The organism is Blautia sp. HCP28S3_G10, assembly GCF_052065235.1.
Taxonomy (GTDB): Bacteria; Bacillota; Clostridia; order Lachnospirales; family Lachnospiraceae; genus Blautia_A.
Genome location: NZ_JBQHUL010000054.1, coordinates 1 through 14,841 on the forward strand (window position 1 = coordinate 1; position 14,841 = coordinate 14,841).

9 protein-coding genes are annotated in these 14,841 nt (G+C 45.6%); all 9 read right to left on the bottom strand.

The window, feature by feature from the left end:
• Nucleotides 1–162: 162 nt before the first annotated feature.
• Complete coding sequence (locus ACTNB8_RS15130) at nt 163–6,510, bottom strand: SpaA isopeptide-forming pilin-related protein (protein ID WP_441038872.1); 6,348 nt, start codon at nt 6,508–6,510, stop codon at nt 163–165.
• An 85-nt stretch (nt 6,511–6,595) separates the two neighbouring features.
• Complete coding sequence (locus ACTNB8_RS15135; protein WP_334304839.1) at nt 6,596–7,546, bottom strand: amidoligase family protein; 951 nt, start codon at nt 7,544–7,546, stop codon at nt 6,596–6,598.
• A gap of 5 nt (nt 7,547–7,551) precedes the next feature.
• Complete coding sequence (gene dcm, locus ACTNB8_RS15140; protein WP_288788339.1) at nt 7,552–8,853, bottom strand: DNA (cytosine-5-)-methyltransferase; 1,302 nt, start codon at nt 8,851–8,853, stop codon at nt 7,552–7,554.
• 74 nt (nt 8,854–8,927) lie between these two features.
• Nucleotides 8,928–9,485 carry a hypothetical protein gene (locus ACTNB8_RS15145; protein ID WP_288788321.1) on the bottom strand — a complete coding sequence of 186 codons (558 nt, stop codon included), beginning with the start codon at nt 9,483–9,485 and terminating at the stop codon, nt 8,928–8,930.
• A 217-nt stretch (nt 9,486–9,702) separates the two neighbouring features.
• The gene (locus ACTNB8_RS15150) at nt 9,703–9,996 is read right to left on the bottom strand and encodes a plasmid segregation centromere-binding protein ParR (RefSeq protein WP_288788323.1); all 294 of its coding nucleotides are present in this window, start codon (nt 9,994–9,996) and stop codon (nt 9,703–9,705) included.
• A complete protein-coding gene (locus tag ACTNB8_RS15155) occupies nt 9,984–10,892 on the bottom strand; it encodes a ParM/StbA family protein (RefSeq protein ID WP_288788341.1) in 909 nt (302 codons plus the stop codon). The genes ACTNB8_RS15150 and ACTNB8_RS15155 overlap by 13 nt, the downstream gene beginning before the upstream one ends.
• A 461-nt stretch (nt 10,893–11,353) precedes the next feature.
• Nucleotides 11,354–12,529, bottom strand: a complete 1,176-nt coding sequence (locus ACTNB8_RS15160; protein ID WP_441055942.1) for an IS91 family transposase — start codon at nt 12,527–12,529, stop codon at nt 11,354–11,356.
• Nucleotides 12,526–13,374 (bottom strand): tyrosine-type recombinase/integrase, encoded by an 849-nt coding sequence (locus ACTNB8_RS15165; RefSeq protein WP_288788327.1) that lies wholly within the window; start codon nt 13,372–13,374, stop codon nt 12,526–12,528. The genes ACTNB8_RS15160 and ACTNB8_RS15165 overlap by 4 nt, the downstream gene beginning before the upstream one ends.
• A 315-nt stretch (nt 13,375–13,689) precedes the next feature.
• Entirely contained in the window at nt 13,690–14,550 is an 861-nt protein-coding gene (locus tag ACTNB8_RS15170) for an ATP-binding cassette domain-containing protein (RefSeq protein WP_441055943.1), read from the bottom strand.
• Between the last annotated feature and the right edge of the window lie 291 nt (nt 14,551–14,841).

Consider the following 14,841-nt stretch of genomic DNA (forward strand, 5'->3'; position numbering starts at 1 on the left):
AAACAATTCGCAGAAACAGTTACTTTTAAAGTGACTGACACATCTGTAGAAATCCAAAATCGGTGCGAAATAATCTGCCGTATGGGACATCATTTAATTTGCCGGACAACAATCTGGTCCAGATCCATGTTGCTTCCATAGGCAAAATATAATTGTTCCAGCTTATCTGCCCCCTTTTTTCTTCTTTCTCTTGGATGCCAGGCTCATGCCGATCAGACCGCCTGCGGAAAGAATCAGGCACAAGGCCGGAATCCAAAGGTTGGTATCATCGCCTGTTTTCGGGTTGCTTACAGACGGGGTATCCTCCGGCAGCTTCTCATTGGTCACTTTCTGGATGACTTCGATCACTGGCGTTTTGTCATCTACATAGGTAAATGTCACTTCATGCTTTGTTTCGTCCAGCTGGTATCCTTCCGGTGCTTTGGTTTCAACCAGATAATAAGTGGCTGCCTTGTCAAATTTGCCGTCCTTATAAGTTCCGATTGCAAGCAGTCCGCTGGCTGCATGGCCGTTTTCATCGGTGGTCAGTGTTTCTACCACTTTGCCATCAGCATCCCTCAGTTCAAATTCCGCTCCTTTCAGTGCGGCTCCAGTATCCTTGTCCGTTTTCTCAACAATCAGACGTCCCTTTGCGGTATCGTCTTTCATGGCCACCTTCTGGATCTCTGCGGTGTCTGACACCTCGAAGGTGATCTCTTCCGCTGCAATATAACCGTTTGGAGCCTGCTCTTCTTTCAGGGTGTATTTACCAATCGGAAGTTTTTCGATATAGTGCGGCTCTTTTCCGGAAGTCCAGCTCTCTACAACCTTTCCATTCTCATCCGTGATAGTCAGTTTGGCTCCTTCAATCTCCTGATCTCCGGTAATATCCGTTTTGCTGATTTCCACTTTGGTCACGTCATCTTCCATCGCCTGTTTCTGGATCTCTGCGGTATTTTCCACGGTGAATGTGATGCTTTCCGCAGTAACATATCCATCGGCCGGCTTAGTCTCTGTCAGGGTATAAGATTTTCCTACAACCAGTTCCTTGATGATGTGCGGCTCCTCGGTGGAAGTCCATTCCTCAACCACAGCTCCGGTTTCATCCGTCAGCTGTAATCTGGCTCCCGGCAGTTCCTCTCCTGTAGTCAGATCAGTTTTGGAAAGCTCCACGGTGGTCGGCTCATCTTCAAATACAAACTCATAGGATGCTTCTGCTTCTTTATCCCCCTGGTACTCAAAAACAAATTCCTGCTCTTCTCCGGTGGTGACAAATCCATCCGGTGCATACAGCTCCTTCACATAATAGGTTCCGTCGATCGGCAGGTCCGCAATAAAGGAAATCTTTCCATCTGCATCTGTTGTTTTTAACCCGATCAGGGTGTCAGCTTCCATCAGCACATTTCCAGATGCGGACAGGATGTCGTTTCTGGTATAAAGTCCAAAGATGCCGCCTTTTAATACACGGTCGGTATTCTTTTCTTTCTTCAGGACGTTCACTTTCACTTTCTGGCGGTTGTTCTGCCAGTCCTCATCGTATACAACAACTGGGGTATCCTGGTCACGGTAGGAAAGATCTACATATCGTGGTTCTTCATCCAGCACATAACCATATGCTGTACCCACCTCTTTGACATAGTATTTTCCAACCGGAAGGTCAGATACTTTTGCAATGCCGTCTGCATCCGTTGTCACGGTTGCTACCAGCTCGTCCTTGGAATAGTAATCCGGGCTTACGCCATCGGCTGCTTTGATATCCTCGGCAGCACGGATTTCAAAGGTAACGTCTGTCAGGCTTCCGGTGATGTACTCAAAGAAATGTTCCACAACACCTTTGACGTTGTCCAACAGAGTGATCTTGTCAAGAAATTCACCTTTCTTGTTTACGATCAGCAGTGCTTTCGGCACATCGTCCTTCATTTCCACTTTCTGTACTTCTGCGGTATCCTGAACGGTGAATTCCACATCCGTGGTCTTTAAATAGCCAAGCGGTGCAAGGGATTCACGGAGGATATAGGTTTTTCCAACAGTCAGGTATTTGATCACATGCGGCTCATCCTTTACGGAAGTCCAGCTGTCGATCACATTTCCATCTTTATCCAAAACAGAAAGGGATGCCCCGTTCAGCTCCACACCTGTAGTCAGATCGGATTTGGTTACCTCAATCGTAGTAGGCTGGTTCTTCTTTACAGATTTCAGCTTGATGGTCGGAATGTCCTGTCCCTGATAGGTGGCATCGAATTCCAGTACCCCGTCAGAGGATACAAAACCGTCCGGTGCAGAAATCTCTTTTACATAATAAGTTCCAAGCGGCAGGTCCAGGGTAAAGTGTGCCTGCCCTTTTTCATCACTTGTGATCTCCTGTAATAAGGTATCTGCTTTCACAACGACTTTGTTGCCTGATTTGATTTCCTTCTTATTGTAAAGTCCAAATACGGCTCCTTTTACCACGCTTCCGGTTTCTGCATCCTGCTTTTCTACCGTGATACTTACTTTCTGGCGTTCATTAGTAAATGTCACTTCTTCGTCCACAATCGGGGTATCCTGTCCGGCATAAGTAAAGGTTACCTCTTCCCCTTTTGCATTCCAAGTGTACCCTTCCGGTGCTTTTTTCTCTTCTACACGGTATGTTCCGAACGGAAGATTCTCGATTACGGCACTTCCGGTTTCATCGGTTGTCACTGTTGCCACCAGTGTGTCTTTGGCATATTCCAGATAACGGTTTCCATTCTCATCTTTCTGATGGTCTGCGGTATAGATATCTTCTGCGGCGTAAACCTCAAATACGGCTCCTGCAAGGCTGGCTTCCTCGTAGGTGAAATCCTTGTCAAAACCTTTGACTACTTCACCTTCCTTGCGGATGGTCAGTCTGCCTTTTGCCGGGTGGTTTTCGAAATCTACCTCGATGATCAGGTCACCGCTGACCGGATCTTCCTGGTATGCGGTATCGCTGTCTACCTTGATTTCTACCGTTTTTGTGCTGTGAGTGTATCCATCCGGTGCAGTCACCTCTTCGATGCGGTAATTTCCACAAGCAAGATTCTGCGGCAGGATCAGGTATCCATTTTCATCGGTAAAATAAGATTTATGTACCGTAGTGGATGGGTAAGTGGTTACCTGTTCCACATACTTTTTATTGTCCAAATCGTATACCTTGAACTCGGTATTCGGAACCAGGACAGATTTCTTTGTCTCATCGTCTTTTTTGATGATCTTTAATTTTGCTTCAAACTCTTTATCCAGAAGCACACGCCATACCTGCGGCTGATCCGGATGGTTCTCTGAGATTACAACTTTAAAATCATCAACTGGCGTGAAGTTGTGCGGTGTGGTGGTCTCTCTTACAATGTAGGTACCGTATGGGAGCGGAATGGAGCATGCATATCCACGCTCATCTGTGAACATTTCGGTCTGTCCGTCTGCGGTCAGCACGACTGGAGATGCAGAGGCAAAATCATAGGAGCCGTCCTTGTTGTTCTTCAGACTGCTCTCCAGATAAGCACTAAATCCCACGCCTTTTAACAGATAGGCATCTGTCTTTCCGTTGTTGGCTGCTTTGATGACCTGGAACGGCTGTTTGATCACATCTTCCAGAGAAGTTACGGTACGTTCTACCGTCTGAACCAGATCTCCCTCGTCATTGCACTCCAGATCATGTTCGTCCGGGTCTGCCAGATATCCGACAGGCGGCGTCAATTCTTTAACATAATACTTTCCGAGATAGAGGTCTGCGACTTCTGCATTTCCATCTGCATCCGTAGTCAGGGCTGCCACCTGGGTTCCTGCCGGATAAAGGACACCCGTCTGTCCATCCGGATGGACGATATCCTCACGGGCATACAGGCCATAAACGGCACCCTCAAAGGTTGCATCTCCCTGTGCAGTCTTTCCGGTTTCAGAATCCTCTTTTACTAGTTTGATCTTCGCATTGACACGTTCATTCTGGAATGTATGGCTGAAGGAAACGGTTGCTTCTTTGTCTGTGGTATATTGGAACGTAAAGGAATAAATATCTTCGCTGTTTCTTACATATCCAGCTGGTGCAGCTACCTCTTTCATGTAGTAGCTATTGGCGATTGGCAGGTCTGCCTGGTACATAGCTTTTCCGTCTGTTCCGGTCACTGCCTTTTCAATGAGGGTATCTTTCTTAACCACAACGCTTCCGTCCGCTGCTTTGATGTCATTTCCGGCATACAGACCATAGGTACCTCCCGGAAGATATTTCTTAGTTTCTTTATCCTGTTTATATATACTCACGCTTGCTTTCTGGCGGGCATTTTTGAATGTTACGCTTCCCATTACCTTCTCTACATTGCTTCCGGCATAGGAAAGTGTGATCTCCTGGCTTTCGCCTGTGCATACCAGATTTTGTGGTGCTTTCATTTCTTTTACTACATATTTTCCCAGATATAGATTATCCAGTGTGGCACTTCCATCGTCCCCGGTGGTAAGTCCGGCTTTGACCAGTGCATCTTTTTTATAGATTACCGTTCCGTCTGCGGATACAATGTCAGCCGCAGCATAAACGTTATAAACAGCACCCTTCTGCTTCTGCTCGGTATAAACAAAGGAAACGCCATTGTCTGTTACGTTTGCCCCAGTCAGCACTTCTCCTAACTTGTAAACAGTCAGACTTGCCATCTGCTCTGCATCGGTAACGGTCTGTTTTACGGTATCCCCGATCACCAGTTTTATGTCGTAGGCTTTGGTGTCCAGCAGGTATCCGTTTGGTACAGAGATCTCTTTCAGGTATACGGTATCCTGTGTTTTGGTGATCGTAACGCTGGAAGCTCCGTTGGCATCTGTGGCCGGCATCTTTGTGATCAGGTTCTTTCCGTCCTTGTCACTGTAAACGCCATAGACTGCACCTGCGATGGCTTTGTTGCTCTTGCGGTCTTTCTTTACGATCTCCAGTGTTGCCTGTTTTACCCATGATACTTTAAAATCTACATATTTCTCATCGGTCACGCCCTCACCAAATACCAGGGCAAGGTCCTGTGTCTCGCTTCCAGTGGTGATCTTATAAGCGGAGTAGTCTTTGATGATGCTTCCTTTCATAGTGGAAGACCATTCCCCTTTGACATCCACCGCCTGTGTCAGCGGTGCGGATAAATAAAATTTGGTACCGCCGCAGATTTCTACAGATGCACCTGCACTGCTGGTTTTTCCGGTTGTCACGTTATGCAGTCTGACACCGGACGGCAGCTTCATGGTGATGGTCTGCAGTTCGGATGCCTTGAAAGTGATCTCTTCTGTTCTCTGGCTGTTACCGCTGATATAGGCGGTCACATCTGCATTGGAAAAGCTCATGTCCACTTCCGGGATCTCCGGCTGGCTCATACAGTAATCATAGAGTTCTTTTGCAAGGGCCTGCCCGGTAGCATTTGTACCAGAAAAAGCGTCACCGCTGTTATTGGCATAGGACGCAGCCAGATGGGTAATAATAAACTGTTTTCCTGCCGAAAAGTCAGGATGTTTCTCAGAAAAGAATCCATTTTCACCAGATGCTTTGGTTCCATAATAGCAAACCTTGGCCAGTGCTTTACTGTCAGACAGTTTTGTAATCTTATAGACACCATCTCCTGGCCCTGCTTTGGATGGCTGCACACAGTAGGCCGTTGCAGACACATTTCCAAATTTAACGGTATATTTATAGGTTACATAGGAACCAAGACCGTAGTCTGCATAATAATAAGCAGTTCCTCTTGTCACATCTACGTCCTGGGTTGCTCTTGTACTGGTATTGACTGCGGTGAATGAAACGGTTTCCCCATCTTCCATTGCCATCAGGTCAATATTCTGTTCCCCTGCCTGCTCCAGAACATCGCCGAGTGTCAGCCCGGATTCTTCATCGGTTGTATTTTCCGTTTCGGATTCCTCTAATGCGGCATCAAACTCAGATTCGGAAAGTCCATCCTGAAATTCGGATTCTGTTTCTTCCGGTTCTTTTGTCTCCACTTCCTCTGTTTCAGATTCAGCTGTCTCCGGTTCAACAATTTCTGTCTCTACAGGCTCTGTCTCAGTTTCTTCCTGCGAGGCAGCTTCCTCATCATCAGAACTGGTATCCTCTTCGGTGACTGCCTGTTCTATCTGCGGTTCACTCTGAGAAGACGCTGTCACAGGCTCTTTTACGATCAGGTTTCTTCCGATCTGATAAACCGGATGGTTCTGGTTAACTGGCTCCACATAATAAACGGCATGGTAAGTGTCCGCATGGCCGGTGCTGAAGCTCTCCCCGGCGTCATTCTCTGCTTTCTGGAATGTTACCTTGACTTTGCTTTCATCCTTGATTTCCAGCTTCGTGCGGTCACTGGAAACATCAAATGCCTGTCCGACTTCCAGCTCCAAATCGGTGGCTTTTACCACTTCATTTTCATCCAGCAGATTCTTTACAGATTCATACGCTGGCGGTTCTGCCGCTTTTGGCTCTTCCGAAGCATAAACGGTCAGCGGTGAAATGACCGTGGATAAGATGGTTACTGCCGCCATCACCCCGGAAAGGATTCGCCTGAATCGATATTTACTCTTCATGTTTTCTACCTCTTTCTTCTTTTTCTTTATTTTGCATAAGAACAGCCGGATGTTTCCACCCGGCCTGTCTGTTCCTATTATTCTGTTATCTCGCATCGTCTGTCCGTCTTGGATTCTGCTGACAGGCATAGGTACTTTTGTCATACCGCCATGCCTTATCTCCGTCCAGATTGGCAAGCAGATGCTTCCGCACATTTTTGTATTCGTCCCCGATTAGTCCGAGGCGGAGCAAAAAGGTGCGGAAGGTAAATGCAGGGTTATCCCCGATCTCTGTCTTTTTGGCATGGGTACAGGACTGGTTGATTGCCTGTGCGGATATGGCAAGTGCCAGTGTAATGTTTGACCGGACTTTCCCTGCATGGAGCGTGCTTTCAAAACAACGCCATTCCAGTGTTCCCTTAGAAAAAACGGCGTGCAGGTTTAATGCATAATACCTTGTCCAGTTATAATGCTCGGAGCTTCCGTCATTTCCTTCATACCATGCCCTTTTGAATTTTTCCATGGTGATGGTGCTGTTCGGCATCCGGCGGATTTTCTCCAGTACCATAGGACGGACTTTCTGGCAATACTCATCTTCTCTTCTGGTCTGCACTTTCAAGGCTTTGAATAAGATATCCTCTTTGCAGTACATAATTGTCAGTGCATTCTTCAGACTCCTTGGTGTATGGTTGGCTGCGTCCACATGGACATGCATGCCACAGGATGAATTTACAAAAGCGCCTGCGTTTTTGACACACCGCACCACTTCCTGGAGTTTTCCCATTTCCGAATATTCCAGTTTTGGGGACACCATCTCCGTGGCATATTCGCTGTCAGCATTCAGACACCTCCCGTGAGATTTGTACTGACAACAGATACTGGAATCATAGGAAAACTTCCAGACCTTTCCATCCGGGTCTTTCACACACCATGAATTGTAAGAATGGATGGAATATGGCTCTGTTCCGAACATTCTTCCAACAGCGACAGCCGCATTGTAACGGCTGATTCCTGTCATCTCAATCTCTGTACCGAAATACTGGTCTTTTAAGTCGATCTGTGTCACCCACCCTTCACTTCTGGAACAGGTGAGCTGCTTCGAATCTCTTCATCCACGGCTTTCAGGTTTCTGCCTATTGCTTCAATAACATTGACGGTGACACCGTTCCCAGCCTGCTTATAAAGCTGGTTGTCGGATGTCTCTTTTTCCATCTTGGAGATCTGGTCGTCCCGGTATCCCTGCAGTCGCAGACACTCCCTTGGTGCCAGCCTGCGGATTCTGCCGTGGTAGATCACGCCATGACGGTCGGTTGCCGTAATGGTGAACATTGGCTCGTCCGGTTCTTTCATCCTTCTTCCATTCTGGCGGACTTTTTCCTTGGCTGGTGTCAGCACTGCCCTTGGCGGTTCTTCCACCAGCACCCCGGAGCTTTCACCCCTGTGGTTATGGATGCTGGAATCCTGTCTGGTATTCAGACATCTTGCAACCTCTGTCACCAGCGGCGGAGGGGAGATATCTACAAAATGCAGTGTCCCCTGCTGGTTTCCGGTCGTCAGAGTATGGGCAATCTCATGCCCAACTCTTCCCCTGCGGCTGTTGATGCCCGGATATCCTAGATCAATGCTGTCACCCTCATAAGCCATCTTGTACCCTTTTCGGGTATTTTCCTTGATCGGGATACCGACTTCGTATAATCCGGTCTTGCCGCCCATACCGCCAGCCCCGCTGGTCAGCGTGCAGCTCAGTCCTTCTTCTGCGTAGACTCTTTCTCCCTGTTTGCCAGCATGGACTTGTATAAGAGCTGTTCCATTTGCTTTTGGGAAAGGTAATATTTTTCCGGCACATCTTCCATCAAGATATCCGACAATATACACCCGTTTCCTTGACTGGGGGACTCCGAAATCCTTGCTGTTAAGCACCTTCCATTCGACATGATACCCCAGTTCAGATAGCGTACTGAGGATGGTGTGAAACGTCCGGCCTTTGTCATGCGAAAGCAGACCGGGTACGTTTTCAAGGAGAAAATACGCAGGTCGTTTGTCTGCAACCAGCCTGGCAACTTCGAAGAAAAGGGTTCCTCTTGCATCGGCAAATCCTTCCCTTCGTCCAGCGATGGAGAATGCCTGGCAAGGAAATCCCGCGCATAAAAGATCAAAGTCCGGCATTCGTTCTGTTTCAATATTTCTTGCGTCATTGCAGAACCACTCTCCTTCCGTATCAAACAGCACCCGGTAGTTGTGGTCTGCATACGCATCCGCTTCACAGTGTCCGACACAGGTGAAGCCTCCTGCCCTTTGCAGCCCTTCTCGGAATCCTCCGATTCCACTGAAAAGGTCAAAAAATCGAATTGTTCCGGCTATCAGCCTCCCTTCGCTGCGAAAAAAACAGTGCAGATTTCTCTGCACCGTCTTAGTCTCTTGGTTTCTGTTATTGATGTCTATTCTTCTGCATCCTCTGGCTCTGTTGCTTCTGGTTCCGTCTCTTCGGTTTCCAGTTCCTCTTCGTCTACTTCTGCTGACTCTGTTTCCTCTGGCTCCTCAGTTTCCGTCTCTGTCGGCTCTTCTTCCGGTTCCGTCTCTTCGGCTTCCGATTCTGTCGGTTCTTCCTCTGCTTCGGCTTCTTTCAACTCCGGCTCTTCTTCCGGTTCGGATTCTGCAGGCTCAGCTTCTTCCGGTTCCGTAGCTCCTGCTGATTCCGCTTTCCATTTGGCTTCCTCTTTTTCAAGTGCCTCTTCGATTAGTCCGATCAGGAAGTCTTTCTGTTTCATGCCGTTCTTGGCGAGGACTGCTTTCAGTCTGGAAAATAACTCCTCGTCTACCTGTACTGCTACTGTTCTTAAATTTGCCATGTCCGTCTTTTCTCCTTTTCTTGTCATGTGTTCTTCGATTACCATTTCAAGGTATTTTGGTATGCTGATTCCTAACTCTTCGACCTCCAGTTTTAGCTTTTCATGCAGCTCTACCGGGATCTTTCCGCATATGTTTTTTATCTCCATGCGTTTGTTCTCCTTTCTTTTTTCTATACACAACATACCCTAAAACGTGGCAGAAAGCTATTCACAATACCCAACGAATATGAGGATTCCAAAAGCCCCCAAAAGATGCAGATCTAATAACATTCAATAGGCATCACCCCTTTCAAAGATCCGTGATTTATACTAATTTAACTGTCTGAATTTTGGCTATTTTATCACCGGGAAAGACTTGACTTTTTCAGAATGCCTCCTCAAGTCCGGAGAGAAAATCCAGCATCTGGGACGGAATTTCTTCCTTCTTTGAAACACTTTCCCCGGAGCCTGAAATGGAAGCACCTGCCAGTTCTTCCCGGATGGCCTGCCGGATGCTTTTCTCCAGCCGGTTGTTTTCCTGATCTTTTAAAATTACCTGAACCAGATAGCTGCTCTTCTGTCCATCCGGAACACTTTTCAGGATCTCCCATGCCCTTTTATGGTCTGGATTCTCCAGGTTCAGGCGGAACGAGAAAACGGGTCTCTTTACTTCGCGCACATCTGCCCCACAATCCGCTCATAGCCGGAAGCGTTGGCGTGTACGTCTGTCAGGTAAATCTGCCGACACAGCCCGTCCTGTGGTGTCACGTGCCGTTTCAGGATGCTGGCTCCGCCGCCCATGATCACGGACGGAATCGCCTTCAGATCGAACCCGGCTTCCATGATTGCAGACAGTATTTTCTCCGTATAAAGCCTTCCCTGCTGGGCAATGATTTCTTTTGCCGCCGGGTCCATGCTGCAGCTCTGGCCGTTCAGAACACGTTCGATCTGAATGTCCGTTATAGACAGTCCGGTATTTCTGCGTACCTGCTCGGTGATCTCATTCACACACCGGATCACACCAAGCTCCAGGCTGCGGCAGGTTGCGGCGTTTGGAACACTGTTGTCCAGCCGCATCAGATCTACGGTCCAGCCACCAATGTCTACGAGAAGAACAGAAGGCTCATCCCGAACACATTCCGGGTGGAGAGCCAAGGCAGAGTATCCCTGTGGGAACAGTTTTACATCCTGAATCCGTATCTCATAGCTTTCATCCTCGTACCGGAAACGCACAGGCTGCTCTTTCCGAAACAGATACTCCCGGAAGCCTTTTTTCTCCCTGCCAAAACTTGCCAAAGGAAGGCCGGCTGCCAGAACCACATCTGCTTTCCGTTCTCCCCGGCGGTAACGGATCTCCTGGGCAATGGCAGCCATTGTCAAAAGGTAATAATTGTCATTGGAAGTCTTACTTCTCACCAGTGTCTGCCGCCCAGTTCCGCACACATAAAATTTCCCATTGTACTGCAGGACATTCTGCATGGTATACGGCTCGTAATCATACCCGGTCAGTCCTGTCGGGAAACACACATGGGGAGTTTTGATAGCATAATATCCATGATCGATTCCTATAATGATAAGTCACCACATCCTTTCTGGTTTTTCTTGTTCTTTTCCAGCAGGTGGTCTTTTTGTCTGGAAAAAGAGAAAAAGGGCAGAACCCCGAAGAGTCCTGCCCGTAATAAAAAATACAGCTATGTACATTTTGTAAATAAATACGCATAGCTGTATTCAATCATTTTTATTTGTTAATCAACGCTGCAAATCGTTAAGGAAAGAATCGAAGATGGTGCAAACGAAAAAGCAGCATTGAGACTTTTCAGTAACTGCCCTTTCGTTTGCATCAATTTCGATTTTTCCTGGTTGAACAAAGTGCGTCCGGTTAGCTTCCATATATGGAGTTTTAATCTTCTTGCTTTTACTCAAAGTTTAACACAGAATGGTGTGAAATATATATTTCTTTGTTAGATGATATGATTTTTTGCATCACAAATAAGCCTCCATCGGAAGCTTCAAAATAAGTGTTCAGTTCATATACATCAGCAAAGCATATGTGGCTTCGGTGTGACATGGCATTGTCCAGGTGAGAGTGGAAGGATTTTTCCACCACAGGATGAGCACTTGCATATATCTTGGTTGTAAAGTAGCTGAATGATGGCAGGTGCATCCATATTTTTCAGTCTGGAAATGTATTTTTGGCATCCAAGGATATTTCTACACATAGTAATCTTTTTATTCTTATTTCTGGATGAAAGAAGACCATAGTGACGAATACGTACAAAACGCTTTGGAGGAACATGCATTAAGAATCTACGGATGAATTCCTCACCAGAGATTGTGAACTCTTTCCACTGCCCTAGTTTTTTGTAATCCTTAGCGGAAAATGTAACGGCAGATTCCGTCATACCTTTAATGCGGTAGTTGCTAATAGCAATCCGATGTGTATATTTTCCAAGATATCTGATAACAGATTCCGCACCGTCAAATGGTTTCTTGCAATAAGGCACCCATTCCTTAGTGTAGCAGATATTTAACAATTCCTTGAAAGTATAACTGTTTTTGTAAGGGGAAGCCGAACCGTAAAACTCCAGCTTACGATCTTCCCAGAGTTGCTTGAGTTCTGCCATGTACTTTCCACGAAACACTTTGGAGATAACCTTAATCGGTAGGAAGAAATCTTCCCCATTGTCTTTCCAATGATTTTTTACATCCAGTCCACCACCAAGAACAATGGCATGGATATGCGGATGAAAGTTCATTGCACTCCCCCAGGTATGAAGGATACAGATATAGCCGATATCAGCCCCAAGATACTTGCTGTCCGCAGCCAGTTGACTCAAAGTACCTGATGCAGCATGGTAAAGGGCTGTGTATAAAAGCTTCTGATTGCTGTAGATAACAGGATTGAGTTCTTCCGGAACGGTAAAAACCACATGGAAATAAGGTGCATCTAAGATATCCTCACGCCGTGCATCCACCCATTTTTCTTTTGGGAATTCCTGACACATAGGACAGCATCTGTCGCGGCAGGAATTATAGTGGATAGATATACAGCCACAATCCTCACATACACTTACATTTACGCCAAAGGCACCTGTTTTGCAATTCATGATGTGGTAAGCCGTTTTTCTTTGAGTGGCAGAAATATCATGTGAGGTTTCATAGGACGGATAAAAACGATGAAAAACGTCCTGGATAGTACAAGGACTGCTCATGATTCACCACCTTCCGGATCGTCGAACGGACTGCGAATCCCAAGGAGGGTCTTGTTGCTCACATGAAGGTAAACATCTGTAGAGCGAGGATCAACATGTCCAAGAAGTGACTGAATATATTTTATATCCGTACCACTTTCGAATAAATGGCTGGCAAAACTATGACGGCACGCATGAGAAGAAATGCGACGGGTAATACCGGCAAGTTTGGCACTTTTCTTAAAGAACTGGTTAACACTGGCTATATCCAGATATCCACCGGTCCAGGAGCTTGGAAAGAGGATATCTTTAGGACGGCCACATTTGTACCAATACTCTGTGAGAAGGTCAAGATTCTTTTGAGACAGAATCGTATACCTGTCAATTCTGCTTTTGGTTTCGCGAACATGAATCGTCATGTTGGTGCGGGAAATATCATCATAATGGAGATGAACGACCTCTGACACACGTAATCCGGAAGAATACATAGTTGCAATAATAGCTTTATGTTTCAGGTTCGGAGTGGCATCAATGATTGCATTTATTTCATTACGGGTCAGAACAGCCGGAAGATTTCGTTCTCTTTTCATAGCAGGAACAGTATCATCGTCCCAGACAACCTTCAGCACTTTTTTATAGAAGAACTTGATTGCAGACCGATAGTGATTGTGAGTTTCAGGAGACCTGCCTTCCAAACGTTTGGCAGTAAGAAAACTTTCCGCATCTTCAAGCGTAAGAGCAGAGACAGGTTTTCCAATCCAACGAAGGAAGTAACTGACATCAGAGCAATACAGTTGAATAGTTCTTTCTCGTAGGTTACGTTTTTCCGCTTCATTGCGGATAGATTCAAAAATATCTTGGTACATAAAAAACCTCCATGAATGATAAGTTGATGAGAAACACTATCGTTCACGGAGGAGGTCTGGGCAGAAACTTCTGCTTGAAACAGTCATTGGATAATGCTATTCTATTCATGGCGGTGATAGTGTCGATCCTGTTTGATTGTTGGTTGTGGTGACTTAACAATACTACTTTTAGGACTTGGCTACCACTGCCTTTTTATATAAAAATGAAAAACTGCGCCACAGCCCTGGCAGGCCATCGCGCAGCGATTTTGTTCAACTGGAAGTTGTAGTGTTGATTGTCTACAGTAATCTGCTTTCAAATGTATTCGTTTTAAATTATAGACACACTATACTTGTTGCAATCTTCTGCTGAAATACGCTGTCATGCTCCACAAATAACATAGTCGGCTTATACTCTAAAATCAATTCTTCAATTTGCATCCTTGTAATAACATCAATATAGTTTAAGGGTTCATCCCAAATATATAAATGTGCCTGTTCACAAAGACTTCTGGCTATCAGAACTTTTTTCTTCTGACCTTCACTAAAATTTTCAATATTTTTTTCAAACTGGCTTCGTTCAAATCCCATTTTGCGAAGTATTGCTTTCAGCAGACTTTCATCTACCGTATATTGCTCCGCATAAGCCGTAAGGCTTCCTTTCAAATCCGATGTATCCTGAGAAACATACGAAATTTTCAGGTTTGAATCAATATCCAGATTTCCTGAATATTGGATATTTTCTCCACAAATCAGCTTTAGTAGAGTAGATTTTCCACAACCGTTTTTTCCGGTTACAGCAATACGTTCACCCGGATGAAGCTGAAAATGAATATCACTGCATATTCCCACATCACCATGATATAAAGCAAGATGACTTGCTGTAATCAGCGTTCCTCTGCCATAAGAAAGCGGTGATATTTTCAACGAACTGGTTTGTTCAATATTTTTCAGCAGCCCTGATTTCATCTCTATCGCTGATTGCATTCGATTTTCCTGGCTCTTTGCCCGCTTCATCATTTTTGCTGCTTTATGTCCAACAAATCCTTTATCCAATTTAGAACCTGAGTTTCGTGTTCCATTTTTTGTTTTTTCCACTTTGTCAGACCAGTCCGCAGACCTTCTTGCAGCATCAGACAGCCGGATAATATCTTTTCGCAACTTCTCATTTTCGGCAAGTTCAAATTCATCCTGCATCCGTTTGTTGTCCCACCAAGTACTAAAATTCCCCTGTTGTACTTCAATATTATTCCGATTGATTGACAGTGTATGGTCGATACACTTATCAAGTAATTCTCGATCATGAGAAACAAGAATAAATCCTTTTTTCCTTTGCAGATATTCTCCTACCTTTTTTCTCGCTTCTGTATCCAAATGGTATAATGAACCCATAAATTAAGACAAAAAAATCATTGTTTCTAAGTTGGATTTCCCGTATGATTTTTATAACGAAAGGAGTCCAACTATGGCAAGACAACAACATTCACC

What these genes read in the sequence shown, in the direction of transcription:
- ACTNB8_RS15130 (WP_441038872.1), bottom strand. Translation starts at nt 6,510, where the DNA reads ATGAAGAGTAAATATCGATTCAGGCGAATCCTTTCCGGGGTGATGGCG.
- ACTNB8_RS15145 (WP_288788321.1), bottom strand. Translation starts at nt 9,485, where the DNA reads ATGGAGATAAAAAACATATGCGGAAAGATCCCGGTAGAGCTGCATGAA.
- ACTNB8_RS15160 (WP_441055942.1), bottom strand. Translation starts at nt 12,529, where the DNA reads ATGAGCAGTCCTTGTACTATCCAGGACGTTTTTCATCGTTTTTATCCG.
- ACTNB8_RS15165 (WP_288788327.1), bottom strand. Translation starts at nt 13,374, where the DNA reads ATGTACCAAGATATTTTTGAATCTATCCGCAATGAAGCGGAAAAACGT.
- ACTNB8_RS15170 (WP_441055943.1), bottom strand. Translation starts at nt 14,550, where the DNA reads ATGCAGGATGAATTTGAACTTGCCGAAAATGAGAAGTTGCGAAAAGAT.